The organism is Streptomyces sp. BBFR51, assembly GCF_044591655.1.
Lineage (GTDB): Bacteria > Actinomycetota > Actinomycetes > Streptomycetales > Streptomycetaceae > Streptomyces.
In genome coordinates this window covers 2,121,750-2,136,944 of sequence record NZ_CP172448.1, presented here as the reverse complement: position 1 = coordinate 2,136,944, position 15,195 = coordinate 2,121,750, and the positions used below count along the sequence as shown (strand labels likewise).

The window sequence follows — 15,195 nt, the reverse complement described above, 5'->3', positions numbered from 1 at the left end:
CCGTGACGTCGCTCATCGTCCTTCTGGTGCTGGTCGCCGCCGCTGCGGGACTCCTGCGGTGGCGGCGCCCCGCCTGGTTCTGGCTGACTTTCGGGGTCACCTTCGCGGCCCTCCGGGTCCTGGTCCGGTACGGCTCGGTCATGGACGCCTGCGGCCTAACGGTTCCCGCCGCCCGCTGGCGCATCGGCCTGGCCCGGATGACCAACCGGCCCGTCCCCGGCCCTCGCGCCCCGCGCATCCTCCGGGTGCGGCCGACCCGGACCGGCCTGGTGCTCCGGCTTAAGCTCCGGCCCGGTCAGGACGCCTTCGACGTAGCCGCGTCGTGCGACCGGCTCCGGCACTCGTTCGCCGTGTACGGCGTCACCTCCCGTGAGCTGCGCTCCGGCGTGGTCGAAGTGCGGATGACCGGCTATGACGTGCTCAAGCGCGTGCAGATGCCCGCCGTGACCGAGACCCGTCCGATGCGTGTTCCGGTGGCCCTGCGCGAGGACGGCTCGGTCCACTTCCGCGACTACCGCACGGTTCCGCACGCGCTGACGCTGGGCGCCACGGAGTCCGGCAAGTCGGTCTATCAGCGCAACCTCGTCGCCGCTCTCGCCTCACAGCGGGTCGCCCTGGTCGGCATCGACTGCAAGCAGGGCGTAGAGCTGTTCCCGCTGGCTCGTCGCTTCTCCGCGCTGGCCGACAACCCCGACTCCGCCGCCGAACTCCTCGATGCGCTCGTGTCCCACATGGAGGACGTCTACCAGCTCATCCGTGCCGAACAGCGGATCACCGCTGACGTGCCGGACGCCGATATCGCCGCCGATATGTGGGACCTGCGCGAGGACCTGCGACCGATACCCATCGTGGTCCTGGTCGACGAGGTGGCCGAACTCGCCCTCTTCGCTACCAAGGACGAGGAGAAGCGGCGGGACCGGATCATCACCGCGCTTGCCCGTCTCGCCCAGCTCGGCCGCGCTGCCGGCATCTACCTCGAAATCTGCGGACAGCGGTTCGGCTCCGAACTCGGCAAGGGCATCACGATGCTTCGTGCCCAGCTCACCGGCCGTACGGCACACCGCGTCAACGACGAGTCCAGCGCCAACATGGCCTTTGGAGACATCGCTCCGGATGCCGTGCTGGCCGCGATCCAGATCCCCACGGACACGCCGGGCGTCGCCGTCACGGGTGACTCCACGGGCGGCTGGGCCCGTATCCGTGCCCCGCACACCTCGCTGCGGCAGGCCGTGAACATCTGCAACCGGCATGCCGACCTGACCCCGGACGTGCCCGCTCTGGCTCCCTTCCGGCCCGTGCTCGGCGCTCCTGCTCCGACCCTGGTGCCCGCCGTCGAGTCGGCTCCGGCTGCGGCCTGAGACCGCCCTCTCCCTGGCCTGACTCTCGCGAAGGAGGTGACGACATGACCCGCTCGATTCGCCCGGACGCCGTTCTCGTTCAGGCCGTGATCGCCGGAGCCCTGTCCTTCGCCCACCTGCACGACCTCGCCGCCGCTGCCGGGCAGACCGGATGGAAGGCATGGGCCTACCCGGTCAGTGTCGACTTGCTGTTGGTCGCGGCCTGGCGACGGCTGCGCAACGACGGGCCGTCCCGGCTGGCCTGGTGCTGGTTCCTCATCGCCCTGGTGGCCTCGCTCGGTGCCAACGTCGCTACGGCCGGGTTCCTCGACCTGGAGCACCCGCCCGCTCTCCTCCGGCTCGGCGTCGCCGGGTGGCCTGCCCTCGCCTTCCTCGGCGGCACGCTGCTCGCCCACGCTCCCAACTCCGGCACTGAAGACCGGACGCCGGTTCCGCCGCCGCCCACGGCAGTTCCTGCCTCGGACCCCGCTCCCGCCGCTGAGCCTGAGCCGGTCTCGGCCGCCGAGGACACTCCGGCTCTTCCGGCCGCTGCCCCTGCTCCCGCGGTGCCGGTCCCGGCCGCGCTGGTCGAGCACGCCCGCAAGGTCGCCGCCGACCACGAACAACGGACCGGTGCCCGAATCGACACCGACACGCTTCGCGCTCGCCTCGGCGTCCCCGCGCCCATGGCCGATGCCATCGCCGCCCAACTCGCCTGAACCGAGAGGAGATCACCCGTCATGCCTGCCCGCGACTTCTTCCACTCCGTGATGCGGATCGGACCGGTGCAGATCGGCACCCACCGCGACCGCCACGGCCAGACCAAGCACGCCGCCGTGTGCAGCTCCGACGGCTGCGGCTGGTCCGCCGACTACACCAGCCAGTCCGCCGCCCAGCTCGCCGCCCGCACCCACCGTTGCAAGGTCCGCTAGGAGGCCATCGTCATGGACGTCCCGCTCTGGTTCGCCCTGCTCTGCGTCGGAGTCCTCGGCGTCAAGCTCATCCGTCCGCCCTGGTGGCTGATCGGCGTACTCCTGCTCGGCGGGTTCCTCCTCGCTGACAGCGTCTTCGCCCCCGCCGTCGACGGCTTCGTCAAGTAGCTCACTCAGAAGGGAGATCACCCATGCTGCGTCCCAAGGTCCCGACCAACCCCGCGCCCACGGGCTTCGTGTCCCCGCCCGCCGTCATCGAGCCGACCGCCGTCGTCCCGAGCGTCCCGGCCTCGCCGCCCGTCATGGCGGCTCCGGCGCCCGCTCGTCCCACGGTTCAGCTCACGCCCGGCTCCGTGCTCGCCCTCGTCGGTGGCGGCACCGCCGTGGTCCTCGTCGTCGGCGCCGTCCTCGTCTCGATGCTGCTCGCGGTCGCCATCACCGGCGCCTCGGTCGCCGTGTGCGCCGTCGTCCTGCGCTCGCTGCTCGCCTCTGAGTCCAAGCGGCGCTGACCGGCCCCCGGAGCGGCCTCAACCGCCAAGTCTCGTCCGCTCCAGGCGCCGTCCCTGTCCGATCTCTCAACCGGAAGGAACCTCCATCATGACCGGCTCCGCCCCGGCCACCGCCGCATCCCCGCGGATCTGCCCGAACTGCGACGGCTTCGCCACCGCCGCCGTATCCTCCGGCGACCGCGACGCTTCCGGGCAACTGCCCACGCTCGCCGTCGACTGCCCGGCCTGCCACGGTGCCGGCACGCTGCCCGCCGCCGTCCAGTTCGTCGGGGGTCGCGCATGACCAACCCCGCGACCTTCGCGGGCCTGGACCCGGTCACCCTCTCCGACACGCTGAGGGTGGCCGGGTCTCCGGGCTTCGACCGCTGGCAGGACCAGGTCCGCCGTACCGGTGGCTGCGCCGATCCGGTCCACCTGTCCGGCTGGGTCATTCACAAGGACAAGACGACCGGCGAGACCCTGCACCACTACTCAACCGAGCATGAGCCTGGCGGACGCCTCCGGGTAGCCTGCGGCAACCGCCGTGCTTCTCGCTGCCCGTCGTGCGCCTGGACCTACGCGGGCGACACCTACCGTCTGATCCGCGCTGGGCTCGCCGGAGACGAGGACAAGGACATACCTGCCACGGTCCGGAATCACCCCCGCGTCTTCGCGACGCTCACGGCGCCTTCCTTCGGCCCGGTTCACAACCGGCCCGATCACGGACGTTGCCGTTGCGGGACCCGGCACCCCTCGGACGACTCCGCCCTCGGTACTGCGCTGGACCCGGAGACGTATGACTACGCGGGCAGCGTCCTGTTCAACAACCACGCCGGGGACCTCTGGCAGCGATTCACGAATCGTCTCCGGCGCGAGATCGCCGCCCGCGCGGGCCTCACACAGCGAGAGCTGAAGGAGTGCGCTCGCCTCTCGTACGGCAAGGTCGCGGAGTTCCAGAAGCGGGGCGCCGTGCACTTCCATGCCGTGATCCGCATCGACGGGGCCGAGGGTCCTGACTCCGCGGCGCCGTCCTGGGCCAGTACGGAGCTGCTCAGTGATGCGATCCGGGCCGCTGCCCATCACTCGTACACGACCGTCAGTGTCCCCGCCTCGGGGGGCCAGCCTGCCCGCACCTTCCGGTGGGGTCGCCAACTCGACGTCCGGCCAGTCAAGGCGTTCGGGGACGGCTCCGATCTCACTGAACAGGCCGTGGCCTCGTACGTGGCGAAGTACGCGACCAAAGCAGCCGAGAACACCGGAACCCTCGATCGCCGGGTGGGTGAACTCGCCGAACTCGACCGTCACGGCGTCCCGGACCACGCCCGGCGCCTGATCACCGCATGCCGGGACCTGGACGGGCTGTACCCGGACCGGCGCCTGTGGGCCTGGGCTCATATGCTGGGCTTCCGGGGCCACTTCTCCAGCAAGAGCCGCCGCTACTCGACCACGCTCGGCGCCCTGCGACAGGCACGCGCCGACTTCCGCGCCGCACAGGAACGCGAAGCCCTCGCACTTGAAGACCGCGAGCCTGGCACCGTCCTCGTGCTGGCCGACTGGCAGTACGCGGGCCACGGTCACACCCCTGGTGAATCCGCCCTCGCCGCGACGATCGCCCGCGATCTGCAAGGCAACCGCGAGACCGCTCGCGAAGCTCTGGCAGAGCTGCACGCCGAGGGGGAGTGGTGACCATGGCGACTCGGCTGCCTGAGCGCTACCTCACGCCGGAAGACCTGGTCCAGCTCTTCGACCTCCCCAGCGTCGAGACCGTCTACCAGTGGCGGCGAAAGCGTTTGGGTCCCCGCGGCTTCCGGGTCGGCCGGCACCTGCGCTACGACCCGAAGGACGTGCAGAGCTGGGTGCAGTCCCGCATGAAAGGGGCTGCCGCCTGATGGCCGGACATGTGCAAGACCGCTGGTATAAGAACGTCCCCGGACCGGACGGCAAGACCGTCAAGGTCAAGACCGAGCGGTACGGCGTCGGCCACCGATACCGCGCTCGGTACATCGCGCCGGACGGCTCCGAGAAGTCGAAGAGCTTCCCGGACAAGCAGAAGCGCAAGGCTGATGCCTGGCTGTCGAACATCGAAGCGGACATGTCGCAAGGGCGATACATCGACCCTGCGGCGGGTGCGGTGACCTTCGGGCAGTACGCCAAGGAATGGATGGCGGGGCTCACGATCGACCCGGTGACCCGTGAGAGCGTCGAGATCCGGTTGCGGGTTCACGCCCTGCCGTACCTCGGTGACCGGCCCTTGGCGTCCTTCCGGCCCTCGCACCTCCGCGCCTGGATGCGCCAGCTGGAGGAGACCGGGCGGGCCGCCTCCTACCGTCGGTCCATCTTCGCCAACGTGTCCGCCGTCTTCACGGCCGCCGTGGAGGACCGGGTCATCGCCGAGAACCCGTGCCGGGCTCGCTCGGTGCGGGCGCCTGCCCTCGACGGACGCAAGGTCAAGCCGTGGTCGGTCGATCAGGTCATGGCCATGCGTGGGGCGCTGCCGGACGTCTACCGGGAGATGGTGTCCCTTGGCGCGGGCTGCGGTCTGCGTCAGGGGGAGATCTTCGGCCTGGCGCTCGAAGACCTCGACTTTCTCGGCGGCGTCCTCCGCGTCACGCGGCAAGTGAAGCTCATCCGTGGTGTTCAGGCGGTCTTCGGCCCGCCCAAGGGAGGCAAGGAACGCCATGTGCCGCTGCCTGAGTCGGTCGCCACCGCGCTTGAAGCGCACGTCACCGCGCATCAGCCTGTGGACCTCACTCTGCCGTGGAAGACCCCGGACGGCCCGCCCGTCACGGCCTCGCTGCTCTTCGTCACCGCGGGGCGGCAGTGGCTCCACCGAACCCGGTTCAACGAGAACGTATGGCACCCGGCACTCACCTCTGCCGGCATACCTCGTGGCCGTGAGAACGGAATGCACGCCCTTCGGCACTTCTACGCGTCGGTCCTCCTGGACGGAGGGGAGAGCATCAAGGCCCTGAGCGAGTACCTCGGTCACCACGACCCGAGCTTCACGCTCCGCACCTACACCCACCTGATGCCGAACAGCGAGGCGCGCACCCGGGCCGCCGTCGATCGCGTCCTTCGCGGCCCGGACCACCCTCAGGACGGCCCCGATACGGCCCACGGCCCGGGTCGGGCGTCTGACCTGGAACGCAGTCAGAACAGCCACAACTGACACGGCGTCCGCCGAGCGCCCTCCCGGCCCCTCGCGGGGAGGGCACTCACGCGTTGCCGGGTGCGGCCTTCTCCTGCTGTCGGCGCGCGATCTCCGTGATCCAGACGGGGGCGTACGGGGAGGTGCAGCCCGGGGGAGTCGGGTAGTCCTTCAGGACTCCGAGGCGCTCGCCGATGGCGATCGCGCGGGCGCGGTGCTCGGGGTGTTCGATGCCGATCTGGGCCAGGCAGTGGTTCATCGCCCACTGCAGGCGGTCCGGGGCGTCCTTCATCTCCGACTCGACGGTGGCGAGCAGACCCGGTAGGTCGAGACCGGCCGGCTTCTTCGCCACGCGTTCGGTGGTGAGCGCCCAGCCGGCACTGGCGACTACCGGGTCCGGGTCGGCGGTCCAGGCCACGCGCAGTTCCTCGGCGTGCGGGTTCTTCTTCACCACGTAGTTGACGAGCCAGTCGTGCACCTTGGGGGTGCGTGACTCGCGCAGCATGGCGTCCAGTTCGTCGCGCTCGAAGGTCTTCGGACGGCAGATCAGGATGCCCAGCAGCCGCGCGGCGGTGTCGTCCGTGGACCAGAGCCGGCGTGCCAGTTCCGGCTGTGTCCTCAGGCGCTTCGCGAGCGCGCGCAGTTTGGTGAGGTTCACGCCGTGGTCGTCGCCGTGCTTCTCGTTCACGGCCCGGATCCTCGGGTCCTCGAGTCCGGCCAGCTCGGTCATCACCTCGGCCGCCGTCGGCCCGGTCGGCGGGTTCTCCGGCATCTCGGCCGCCTCCTGTCGCCGTCTGTCGGTCAGCTGCGGGGCTCAGCCTACGGCGGTCATCGTTTCAGGGCCCGGTACCGCTTCAGCAGGGCCGTGACGCGGGCCTGGTCGGCCGCGCCGTTCAGCTCGGTCAGGAGGTCGTCGGGGCACAGTTCGTAGAGGTCGCCCCACCAGCGGCGGCCCCGGCTGTCCCAGATCCGGTATCCGCCCGGGACGCCCCGGGCCACGTAGCGTCGTCTGCTCATCGGGGTGACCGTAGGGCGGGCGGGGCGCCTCGCGCCAACGTATTGGGCGGCGCCTCGCGCACGTACGGATGACTCACCGTGACCTTCCGGTGGTCTTGGCGGATGAACGGGTGGACGCAGAGTCCGATCAGACGCCGATCCGACGAAACGAGGCCCTGGGATGACGCCTGAGATGTCGCCTGAGATGACGAACGAGCGGGTGGGGACCGTGGCGCGCCTGCTGGCCGGGGCGGGCGCCGCGGTGCTGGTGTGCTGGGTTTCGGCAGGGGCCGTGGGGACCGCGCACGCCGACGAGACGACGACCGGCTCGCACAACGGCCCCCGTGTGGGGCTCCTCAACGTCAACGTGGGGCAGATCGACGACCCGGCGGAGGACGTGCTGGAGCACACCCTGCTGTTCGGCGACGGCTACGCCTGGGACTGATCCGCGCCGGCGGCCAGTTCCTCGTACGCCGTCAGCAGACCTGCCGTCATCTCCCGGTCCGCGGGGCGCAGCGGTGCGCGGACCGGGCCCGCGGGCAGGTCCAGCGCGCCGAGGAGGGCCTTCGTGGTGACCGTGCCGGGCAGGCCGGCCGCCATCATCGCCTCGATCAGCGGGATGGCGCGGCGCTGGAGCCCGGCGGCCCGTCGAGTGTCGCCCGCGTCGAAGGCGTCGAGGACAGCCCGGAACACCTCCGGTGCGGCGTTCGCGACCGTGCTGACGTATCCCGCCGCCCCGATCGCGTACAGCGCGAGGATCTGCTCGTCGCAGCCCGCGTAGTACGCCAGGCCGGTGCGGGAGAGCACCTTCTGGGTGCCGAGGAGGTCGTAGGAGCAGTCCTTGACGGCGACGATCCGGGGGTGCTCGGCGAGGCGGACGACGGTGTCGGGCTCGATGCGGGTGCCGGTGCGGGCGGGGATGTCGTAGAGGGCGATCGGCAGGCCGCCGGCGTCGGCGACCTCCAGGAAGTGGGCCTCCAGGGCGTCCTGCGGAGGCCTGCTGTAGTACGGCGCGACCACCAGCAGTCCGTCCGCGCCGGCCTTCTCGGCGGCCAGGGCCAGCTCCACGGTGTGTCGGGTGTCCGCGGTGCCCACCCCGGCGACGACGGCCGCCCGGTCCCCGACCGCCTCGCGCACCGCCGTCACCAGCGCGGTCTTCTCGGCGTCCGTGGTGGTCGGCGACTCGCCCGTGGTGCCGGACAGCACGAGGCCGTCGCAGCCCCGGGAGACCAGCCGGTCGGCGAGCCGCTGGGCACCGTCGAGATCGAGCGCGCCGGACTCGGTGAAGGGCGTGACCATGGCGCACAGGGCCCGTCCGAAGGGCGGCGGGGAGGGGCGGTCGTGGACTGTCGTCATGGGAGTAGTGTCGGCCCGCAGATCGTGTAGCTCCACTTAAATTTGCTACGACGTATCTGTAAGAAACGCTGCGCGGTTGGGTGGGGGAGAGGGCAGGGGTAGTGCCGGTCGGCCACGGGTACTCGGGGTGCTCCGAACCGAGAGGAGGCGGAACACCGTGACCGGAACCATGCACACCAGGCCGGTGCACGACGAGCAGCACTCCGTGGGCGAGCTCGTCGGTCAGGCCACCGAACAGCTCTCCCGGCTCGTGCGCCAGGAAGTGGCCCTCGCCAAGATGGAGCTGGCGGAGAAGGGCAAACGCGCCGGTCGGGGCGGCGGAATGCTCGGTGCCGCGGGCGCCATCGCGTATGTGGGCCTGTTCGCCCTGGCCGGCACGGCCACCGCCGCGCTCTCGCTGGTGCTGCCCGTCTGGGCCGCCGCGCTCATCGTGACGGCGGCTCTCTTCGTGATCGCCGGCGTACTGGCCATGACCGGTCGCGCCCAGCTCCGCCGGGCCGTGCCACCCAAGCCCGAGGAGACGCTCGGCAGCGTCCGGGCCGACGTGGACCAGATCAAGGAAAGGGCACATCGATGACCGACGCGACGAGCCGGGACGGTACGGCGAGCGGCGCCACCGCGCAGCCGGTCGGCGGGGCCAAGGGCCCCGACGAGCTGCGAAGGCAGATCGAACAGACCCGCGGCCAGCTCGGCGACACCGTGGAGGAGCTGGCGGGCAAGGCGGACGTGAAGGGCCGCGCCAAGGCCCGCGCCGCCGACCTGAGGGACAAGGCCGGTGCCATGACCGTCCAGCTGCGCAGCACCGCCACACAGGCGGGCCACACCGCACAGGACAGGGCGGGCAGGGCCGGTCACACGGTGCAGGACAAGGCCGGCCGGGCCCGGCACACCGCCGGGCGGCGCGTGCCGGGCGGGGCGCGCGGCCCGGTGCGGGCCGGGCTCGGGCATCCGCGCGCGATGCTCGTCGCCGGGGCGGCGGCGGGCGCGGTGGTCGCCGTCGGCCTGTTGAGCCGCCGGCACCAGGGACACTGCTGAGCCGGGCCTCGCGCGAGCGAACCGGTACCGGCAGGGGAGAAGACGGTACGAGGAGGGGCCCGCTTTCCGGGCCCCTCCTCGTCGTGCGCGCCAGGCCTACGGCCGGAAGCGCAGCACCTGCGGGTCGTGGTCGCTGATCTGGTCGTGGAACTCGGCGTTGACGTGGACGCTGTCGTAGGACAGGTGCCCGCCGCGGCGGACCGACGGGCTCACCAGGATCTGGTCCAGGACCTGGCTGTTGCCCTGGTAGACGTACGAGTAACGCTCGCTCTTCGGCAGCGACTTCACCGCCGACCACAGGGCGCCGTCGTCCTCCAGGATGCGCGCGGTCGTCGAGAACTCGAAGTCGTTGATGTCGCCGAGAGCGATCACGTCCGCGTTCTTCTGGACGGAGAGGAGCTCCTTGACGAAGGTGTTCACCGCCTTCGCCTGGAGGTGGCGCTGGGTCTCCGAACCGCGCGACGGCGGCTGGTACTGCGCCGTCAGGCCCTGGTCGCCGCCTTTGGAGTTGAAGTGGTTGGCGACGACGAAGACCGTACGGCCGCGGAAGGCGAACTCGCCGGCCAACGGCTTGCGGCTGTCCTCCCAGGCCGGGTTCGCCGGGTCGACCCGGCCGGGCGAGAGGGTCAGCGCCGCCTTGCCGCGCACCTTGCGCACCCCCGTCGCGGTGGTCGCGTCACCGCCCTCGCGGTCGGTGAAGGAGACCCGCTCCGGGTTGAACAGGAACGCCTGGCGGATGTTGCCGCCGGGCTCGCCGCCGTCCGCCTTGTCGACCGGGTCGATGCCCCGCCACGCGTAGCGCGGGCCGCCGGCCGCCACGATCGCGTCGATCAGCCTGCCGACCGTCGCGTCGGCGGCCACCGTGCCGTCGTCCGTGGCGCCGTTGTTGTCCTGGATCTCCTCCAGCGACACGATGTCGGGGGACTTGAGGTGGTGCACGATCGCGTCGGCGTGCGCGTCGAAGGTGTCGTCGGACGGGTCGAGGTTCTCGACGTTGTACGTCGCCACCGCCAGCTCGCGGGCGCTCTGCCGCCGGGTCGACTCGCGCTCCGGGCCGCCGCTCTCCAGCGTGCCGATCTCGCTCGCGACCAGCGTGTAGCCGCCGTACTGGTTGTAGTCCAGCGGACCGGCGGTGGTGCCGGCGAGGGTGTCGCCCACGGTGGCGTCGGGGAAGTCGGCCGGCTTGCCCAGCGACTGGATCTGGAGCCGGCCGGTGTTCTGCGCGTCGTAGGAGCCGTACACCGTGCCGCCGCGGCGGTTGGCGTTCTCCCGGGGCTTCACCGTGACCCACAGCTCGGTGTACGGGTCCGAGGCGCCGACCACGCGGGCGTCGGCCACCTTGACGTTCATGCCCTCCAGGGACTCGTAGTGGTCCAGGGCGTACTTCCCCGGCCGCAGCGTCAGGCCGTTGACCGAGCCGTTCGCGGCCTCGTCGCCCTCGGGGGCGTACGCGCGCGGCACCGAGCGGGCGGAGACGGTCGTCGCGGCCGGGACGGCGTTGCCGCTCGAGACGACGGTGACCGTCGGGCGGGTGATCTCGGTCAGCGACTGGTTCCCCGAGGACGTACCGCCCGGGACGTACTCCGAGACCGTGCCGGAGACGGTGACCGCGTCACCTACGGCGACCTCCGGGGCGGAGTTGGTGAAGACGAAGACGCCCTCGCTGGTGGCCGGGTCGGCGTCCGGCCGCGGATCCTGGATCCAGAAGCCCTTGGAGCCGTAGCCGCGGACGCCGGTGACGATTCCGGCCACGTCCGCGACCTGCTTGCCGGCGTACGGGGAGAGCCGGGTGCTGCCCTGGACATCGTGGACGCGCACGGAAGCGGCGTCGGCGGAGCCGCCCTGCGCGGGTGCCGAGCCGGCCTGCGCGGGTGAGGTGAGGACGACGGTGGACGCAGCCGAGCAGACGGCGGCGACGGTGAGCGCGGCGAGGCGCGCGGAGGACGTGCTGGCCAACGGGATCCCTCCGGGGACGTGACGTGGCGCCGGGACGAGGGTGGGGCGAGGGGCCACCGGGCACACCCGGACCCGCGTGAACACGTGTCCACCCGGCTTCCCCGGCCCTCGGATTCCCCCGCTTTCTACGCGCGTCAATCTCCTGCTTGGCCACGCCGGTTGTCAAGGTTTCGGCCATGTACACCACCCGACGGGGAGATGAACCGGGCGGCATGGGTGGAAACCCGTCTAGGCTGAGCGGTTGAGCCGTACGGCGTCCCGACCGGTCGTACGGCGGTCAAGGCGCGCGAGGAGAAACAGCCGATGTCAGACAGCTCCACCCTGCCGCCCGCACGGCTGCGTCCCGAAGCCGAGCTGGCCCGCGACGCACTGTCCGCGCCGGTGCTCGCCCGGGCCGCGCGGCTGGCCCGCTGGGCCGGACCCGACACCCGCGTCGACGCCGGCGGCGGACTCGTCGAGGAGCAGCTGCCCGCGGCGGCCGAGCAGCTCGGACTGACCGGGAACGACGCGGCGGCGTACGCGAGCGAGGCCTGGCGGATCGCCGTGGACACCGGGCTCGTCGAGATCACCGACGAGGAGGCCGGCACCGTGGCGGCCGGCGAGGATCTCGCCCTGCTCACCGGCGGCTCCCCCCAGGACGTGCTCGGGGTCTGGCTCACCGCCCTGGAGGCGGTCCTCGCCGACGCGAGCGTGCCCGACCTCGACGACCTGGTCGACGCGATGGCCGAGGGCGGCGAGGTCGACCTGTCGTCCCTCGACTGGGATCCCGACGCCGAGTCCGAGTTCCTCGACGGCGTCCTCGGCAACCTCTACCTGCTCACCGTCGGCGAGGACGGCCCCGGCGACGCCCCGGTGCCCCTGCCCGCGCTGGCCGCCTCGGTGATCGTGCCCAGCGACATGGGTGAGCCCAGCAACGAGGTCCTTGAGCAGGTCTCGGACGCGATGATGCGCCTCGACGACCAGTTCCGGCTGCTCGAACCGGCCGGACTCGTCGAGTACCAGCCGGTCGACGAGGCGCTGATGGCCGACGCCGACGAGGAGCCCGCGGCGCCCGTCGACGACACCGACGTCGCCCGCTACGGCATGGTGCGCCTCACTCCGCTGGGACTGTACGGACTGCGCGCCCGGCTCCTGGACGCCGGCTTCGAGGCCCCCGCCGTCGGCGACCTCGCCGACAAGGGCGCCGACGCGCTGCTCGACGGCACCGCCCCCTTCCCGCCGGCCGCGGCCCACGCCGAGACCGAGCTGTGGCTGGCCGGACGGAGCCCGCTGGAGGCGGCCCGCGAACTGCTGGCGGCGGCACGCGGCTCCGACCCCGGCGCGCCCCTGCGCCGGCTGCGCTGCCAGCAGGCGCTCTCGCTCGTCGGCGCCGAGGCCGAGCCCGCGCTGCGCGAGGTCCTCGGCGACGCGGAGCTGGGCGGCCTGGCCCGGGTGTGGCTCACCGAGCACGGAGCCCGGGACGTGCCTGCCCCGCCGCAGGAGATGGTCTTCTGGCTGACCATCGACACCGTCGCCGCACAGCTCGCGGCCGAGGGCAACTCCGAGGAACTGCGCGCCCTCGTGGAGGGCCTCGCCCGCCAGCACAGCGGCTTCTTCGACACGGCCTGGCGGGTCGAGCACCCCGCCACACCGGACGTCCTGGAGGCGATGGGGCGGCTGCACCCCGACAAGAAGATCGCCAAGGAAGCCCGCAAGGCGGCGTTCAAGGCCCGCTCGCAGCAGGGCGGCTGACGCGCGGAGCGGCACGAGGCAGAACACCGACCGGCGTGCCGGGAGACCGGGAGTGGGCGGTCGGGCCGGCCTGTGGGCGGTAGGAGACTGCCGGTCTGCGGTCGACGCCCATTGTGTGGGGAGCGGCGGCCCGCCTGCGGCCGAGGGCGGCGGTCGACCCGCGGGTCGGGAGCGACGGCTGGTCGGCGGGCGAGGGGCGGTGGTCGGGAGACGGCGGTCCCTCCGCAGACCGGAGAAGCGCGCCCTGCGGGCTGTCCCCTGCGGGGAGAAGTAGACGTGTGGGCGGTGGGTGGAAGTGGGCGCGTGGCTTGTGGGCGGGCGCGGGCGCGTGGGCGGCGGGTGGAAGTGGACGCGCGGCTCGCGGGCGGGGGGCGGACGCGCGGGGCGCGGGCGGCGGATGACGCGTTGCCCGTGGGCGGGAGGAGCCGCGCCCCCGTGGGCGGGAGGAGCCGCGCCCCCGTGGGCGGGAGGAGTCGCGCCCCCGTCGGCGGGAGGCGTCTTCGCCAGTTCAACTTCCGTTCAGGTACGGGTGGGATCCCCGTTCAGGCGCGGGCGCAAGCGTGACGCCGGAACGAGGTCCGCCACCCTCCACGGCACGCCCACCGTCACAGGAGACACCATGTCGCTCACCCGCAGGGACTTCGCCAGTCGATCCGCGCTCACCGGCGCCGGAGTCGTGCTGGCGGGCAGTGTCGGCGCCCTCTCCACCGCCCCGAACGCCCTCGCGTCCACGGACACCGAGAGTGTGGGGGAGGAACACGGCCGCGGACACGGGCACGGGCACGACCACGGCGGGGTCGGCTACGGACCGCTGATCCCCGACCCGGACGGCATCCTCGCGCTGCCCGCCCGCTTCAGCTACGAGGTCATCACCTACTCGGGCCGGACCAAGCTGGAGTCCGGCGAGTACACCCCGTCCAACCACGACGGCACCGCCGCCTTCGACGGCCCCCGCGGCACCACCCTCCTCGTCAACAACCACGAACTCGGCGGACACCGCGACGACTGGCCGCACCCCGTCCCGCTCACCGAGGGCCTCGTCTACGACCCGGCCGCCGCCGGCGGTTGCACCGTCGTCGAGGTCCGCCGCGGCGGTCACGTCGCCGAGTGGGTCGGCATCGCCGGCACCGCCACCAACTGCGCGGGCGGCAGCACCCCGTGGGGCACCTGGCTGACCTGCGAGGAGACCGAGGACAAGGCCGGCGAGGAGGGGATGACCAAGGACCACGGCTACGTCTTCGAGGTCGACCCCGAGGACCGCCGCGCCAACCGCGACCCCGAGCCGATCAAGGCGCTCGGCCGCTACGCCCACGAGGCCGTCGTCATCGACCCCAGGCGCGGCCACGCCTACCTCACCGAGGACGCCTCCGGCCCCAACGGCCTGCTCTACCGCTGGACCCCGCCGGAGCACTTCCGGCACGGCCGGGGTCGGCTGCGCGGCCTCGCCGACGACGCCGGGGTCCTCCAGGCCTTCAAGTGCTTCGACTCCGGCGGCAAGTTCGTCGACGACCTCTCCCGCGCCACGAAGACCGGCACCGTCTACGGCGTCGACTGGGTCGACGTACCCGACCGCGACGCGCAGACCACGTCCGTGCGGGGGCAGTTCGCCGCCGGTGAGGTCACCCGCGCGCGCAAGCTGGAGGGCATGTGGTGGGCCGACGGCGGCACCTACATCGTCTCCTCCTACGCCCGTGACGAGAGCCCCGGCCGCCCGCACGACGGCCAGGTCTGGTTCTACGACCCCAAGCGCCGCACCCTCACCCTCAAGGTGCTCCTCGGCGTCAACGCCGACCCGTCGGCGGACGGCGCCTTCGACGGCCCCGACAACATCACCGTCTCCCCGTACGGCGGCCTGGTCATCGCCGAGGACGGCGAGGGCGTCCAGCACCTGTTCGGCGCCACCGACAGCGGGCGCACCTACCCCATCGCCCGCAACGAACTCAACCTCGGCACCGAAGACGACCCCGAGTACAGCGAGTTCACCGGCGTCACCTTCTCACCCGACGGCCGGACCCTGTACGCCAACATCCAGACGCCCGGCATCATGGTGGCCATCACGGGGCCGTGGAAGAGGCAGCGGCGTCACTGACTGTAGGTCACTCGAACTAGTGAGACAGTGCGGTAGTCCAGTGAAGTCAAAACGCAGGCGATACTGCAGCAACCGTTGCAGCCTCTTGGGGACCGCGACACAACGCGCCGAGGCGAAGCGCAGACCG

General features: G+C 71.9%; 18 protein-coding genes. 14 read left to right on the top strand and 4 right to left on the bottom strand.

Translation table 11 applies throughout. The features are described 5' to 3' along the window. The first annotated feature begins 2 nt into the window (after window positions 1-2). The 9 genes from ACGH7X_RS09690 (at window position 3) to ACGH7X_RS09650 (ending at window position 5,926) form a co-directional block, all read left to right on the top strand. Complete coding sequence (locus ACGH7X_RS09690; RefSeq protein WP_399883689.1) at window positions 3-1,358, top strand: FtsK/SpoIIIE domain-containing protein; 1,356 nt, start codon at window positions 3-5, stop codon at window positions 1,356-1,358. A gap of 44 nt (window positions 1,359-1,402) precedes the next feature. Further along, window positions 1,403-2,056, top strand: coding sequence for a DUF2637 domain-containing protein (locus tag ACGH7X_RS09685; RefSeq protein ID WP_399883686.1), 654 nt, complete (start codon window positions 1,403-1,405; stop codon window positions 2,054-2,056). Between the two features lie 21 nt (window positions 2,057-2,077). Further along, window positions 2,078-2,269 carry a mobile element transfer protein gene (locus ACGH7X_RS09680; protein ID WP_007387681.1) on the top strand — a complete coding sequence of 64 codons (192 nt, stop codon included), beginning with the start codon at window positions 2,078-2,080 and terminating at the stop codon, window positions 2,267-2,269. A 12-nt stretch (window positions 2,270-2,281) separates the two neighbouring features. Next, on the top strand, window positions 2,282-2,437 hold the full coding sequence (locus tag ACGH7X_RS09675) for a hypothetical protein (protein ID WP_063789674.1): 156 nt from the start codon (window positions 2,282-2,284) through the stop codon (window positions 2,435-2,437). A 23-nt stretch (window positions 2,438-2,460) separates the two neighbouring features. Then, window positions 2,461-2,778 (top strand): SpdD-like protein, encoded by a 318-nt coding sequence (locus ACGH7X_RS09670; protein ID WP_399883681.1) that lies wholly within the window; start codon window positions 2,461-2,463, stop codon window positions 2,776-2,778. An 88-nt stretch (window positions 2,779-2,866) separates the two neighbouring features. After that, complete coding sequence (locus tag ACGH7X_RS09665; RefSeq protein WP_399883678.1) at window positions 2,867-3,061, top strand: hypothetical protein; 195 nt, start codon at window positions 2,867-2,869, stop codon at window positions 3,059-3,061. Continuing rightward, window positions 3,058-4,443 (top strand): replication initiator protein RepSA, encoded by a 1,386-nt coding sequence (gene repSA / locus ACGH7X_RS09660; protein WP_399883675.1) that lies wholly within the window; start codon window positions 3,058-3,060, stop codon window positions 4,441-4,443. The genes ACGH7X_RS09665 and repSA overlap by 4 nt, the downstream gene beginning before the upstream one ends. A 2-nt stretch (window positions 4,444-4,445) precedes the next feature. Continuing rightward, on the top strand, window positions 4,446-4,646 hold the full coding sequence (locus ACGH7X_RS09655; RefSeq protein ID WP_164419348.1) for an AlpA family transcriptional regulator: 201 nt from the start codon (window positions 4,446-4,448) through the stop codon (window positions 4,644-4,646). Continuing rightward, window positions 4,646-5,926, top strand: a complete 1,281-nt coding sequence (locus tag ACGH7X_RS09650) for a tyrosine-type recombinase/integrase (protein WP_399883672.1) — start codon at window positions 4,646-4,648, stop codon at window positions 5,924-5,926. Before ACGH7X_RS09655 ends, ACGH7X_RS09650 begins: the two co-directional genes overlap by 1 nt. A 46-nt stretch (window positions 5,927-5,972) precedes the next feature. Here ACGH7X_RS09650 and ACGH7X_RS09645 read toward each other — a convergent pair whose 3' ends face one another. Continuing rightward, entirely contained in the window at window positions 5,973-6,677 is a 705-nt protein-coding gene (locus ACGH7X_RS09645) for a DNA alkylation repair protein (RefSeq protein WP_399883670.1), read from the bottom strand. Window positions 6,678-6,733: 56 nt separating this feature from the next. After that, a complete protein-coding gene (locus ACGH7X_RS09640; protein WP_399883667.1) occupies window positions 6,734-6,922 on the bottom strand; it encodes a hypothetical protein in 189 nt (62 codons plus the stop codon). A 184-nt stretch (window positions 6,923-7,106) separates the two neighbouring features. Here ACGH7X_RS09640 and ACGH7X_RS09635 point away from each other — a divergent pair, with 184 nt between their 5' ends. Next, window positions 7,107-7,346 (top strand): hypothetical protein, encoded by a 240-nt coding sequence (locus tag ACGH7X_RS09635; protein WP_399883664.1) that lies wholly within the window; start codon window positions 7,107-7,109, stop codon window positions 7,344-7,346. Here the strand turns inward: ACGH7X_RS09635 and dapA are convergent. Next, window positions 7,331-8,257: a 4-hydroxy-tetrahydrodipicolinate synthase gene (gene dapA, locus ACGH7X_RS09630; RefSeq protein ID WP_399883661.1), complete on the bottom strand. Its 927-nt coding sequence runs from the start codon at window positions 8,255-8,257 to the stop codon at window positions 7,331-7,333. The genes ACGH7X_RS09635 and dapA overlap by 16 nt on opposite strands. A 157-nt stretch (window positions 8,258-8,414) precedes the next feature. On the opposite strand from dapA, the gene ACGH7X_RS09625 reads away from it, so the two are divergent. Together ACGH7X_RS09625 and ACGH7X_RS09620 are read left to right on the top strand one after the other, a co-directional pair. Further along, window positions 8,415-8,834 (top strand): phage holin family protein, encoded by a 420-nt coding sequence (locus ACGH7X_RS09625; RefSeq protein WP_399883658.1) that lies wholly within the window; start codon window positions 8,415-8,417, stop codon window positions 8,832-8,834. Further along, window positions 8,831-9,292 (top strand): DUF3618 domain-containing protein, encoded by a 462-nt coding sequence (locus tag ACGH7X_RS09620; RefSeq protein WP_399883655.1) that lies wholly within the window; start codon window positions 8,831-8,833, stop codon window positions 9,290-9,292. Before ACGH7X_RS09625 ends, ACGH7X_RS09620 begins: the two co-directional genes overlap by 4 nt. A gap of 96 nt (window positions 9,293-9,388) precedes the next feature. Here ACGH7X_RS09620 and ACGH7X_RS09615 read toward each other — a convergent pair whose 3' ends face one another. Continuing rightward, complete coding sequence (locus ACGH7X_RS09615; RefSeq protein ID WP_399883652.1) at window positions 9,389-11,248, bottom strand: endonuclease/exonuclease/phosphatase family protein; 1,860 nt, start codon at window positions 11,246-11,248, stop codon at window positions 9,389-9,391. A 303-nt stretch (window positions 11,249-11,551) separates the two neighbouring features. Between ACGH7X_RS09615 and ACGH7X_RS09610 the strand changes: the two genes are divergently transcribed. Next, window positions 11,552-12,979, top strand: a complete 1,428-nt coding sequence (locus ACGH7X_RS09610; protein WP_399883650.1) for a hypothetical protein — start codon at window positions 11,552-11,554, stop codon at window positions 12,977-12,979. Between the two features lie 619 nt (window positions 12,980-13,598). Next, window positions 13,599-15,068 (top strand): PhoX family protein, encoded by a 1,470-nt coding sequence (locus ACGH7X_RS09605; protein ID WP_399883647.1) that lies wholly within the window; start codon window positions 13,599-13,601, stop codon window positions 15,066-15,068. Window positions 15,069-15,195: the final 127 nt, after the last annotated feature.

Bases quoted from the DNA above. Each gene is read 5' to 3' on its own strand.
- ACGH7X_RS09685 (WP_399883686.1), top strand. From the start codon at position 1,403: ATGACCCGCTCGATTCGCCCGGACGCCGTTCTCGTTCAGGCCGTGATC.
- ACGH7X_RS09680 (WP_007387681.1), top strand. From the start codon at position 2,078: ATGCCTGCCCGCGACTTCTTCCACTCCGTGATGCGGATCGGACCGGTG.
- ACGH7X_RS09675 (WP_063789674.1), top strand. From the start codon at position 2,282: ATGGACGTCCCGCTCTGGTTCGCCCTGCTCTGCGTCGGAGTCCTCGGC.
- ACGH7X_RS09670 (WP_399883681.1), top strand. From the start codon at position 2,461: ATGCTGCGTCCCAAGGTCCCGACCAACCCCGCGCCCACGGGCTTCGTG.
- ACGH7X_RS09665 (WP_399883678.1), top strand. From the start codon at position 2,867: ATGACCGGCTCCGCCCCGGCCACCGCCGCATCCCCGCGGATCTGCCCG.
- repSA (WP_399883675.1), top strand. From the start codon at position 3,058: ATGACCAACCCCGCGACCTTCGCGGGCCTGGACCCGGTCACCCTCTCC.
- ACGH7X_RS09655 (WP_164419348.1), top strand. From the start codon at position 4,446: ATGGCGACTCGGCTGCCTGAGCGCTACCTCACGCCGGAAGACCTGGTC.
- ACGH7X_RS09650 (WP_399883672.1), top strand. From the start codon at position 4,646: ATGGCCGGACATGTGCAAGACCGCTGGTATAAGAACGTCCCCGGACCG.
- ACGH7X_RS09645 (WP_399883670.1), bottom strand. From the start codon at position 6,677: ATGCCGGAGAACCCGCCGACCGGGCCGACGGCGGCCGAGGTGATGACC.
- ACGH7X_RS09640 (WP_399883667.1), bottom strand. From the start codon at position 6,922: ATGAGCAGACGACGCTACGTGGCCCGGGGCGTCCCGGGCGGATACCGG.
- ACGH7X_RS09635 (WP_399883664.1), top strand. From the start codon at position 7,107: ATGACGAACGAGCGGGTGGGGACCGTGGCGCGCCTGCTGGCCGGGGCG.
- dapA (WP_399883661.1), bottom strand. From the start codon at position 8,257: ATGACGACAGTCCACGACCGCCCCTCCCCGCCGCCCTTCGGACGGGCC.
- ACGH7X_RS09620 (WP_399883655.1), top strand. From the start codon at position 8,831: ATGACCGACGCGACGAGCCGGGACGGTACGGCGAGCGGCGCCACCGCG.
- ACGH7X_RS09610 (WP_399883650.1), top strand. From the start codon at position 11,552: ATGTCAGACAGCTCCACCCTGCCGCCCGCACGGCTGCGTCCCGAAGCC.
- ACGH7X_RS09605 (WP_399883647.1), top strand. From the start codon at position 13,599: ATGTCGCTCACCCGCAGGGACTTCGCCAGTCGATCCGCGCTCACCGGC.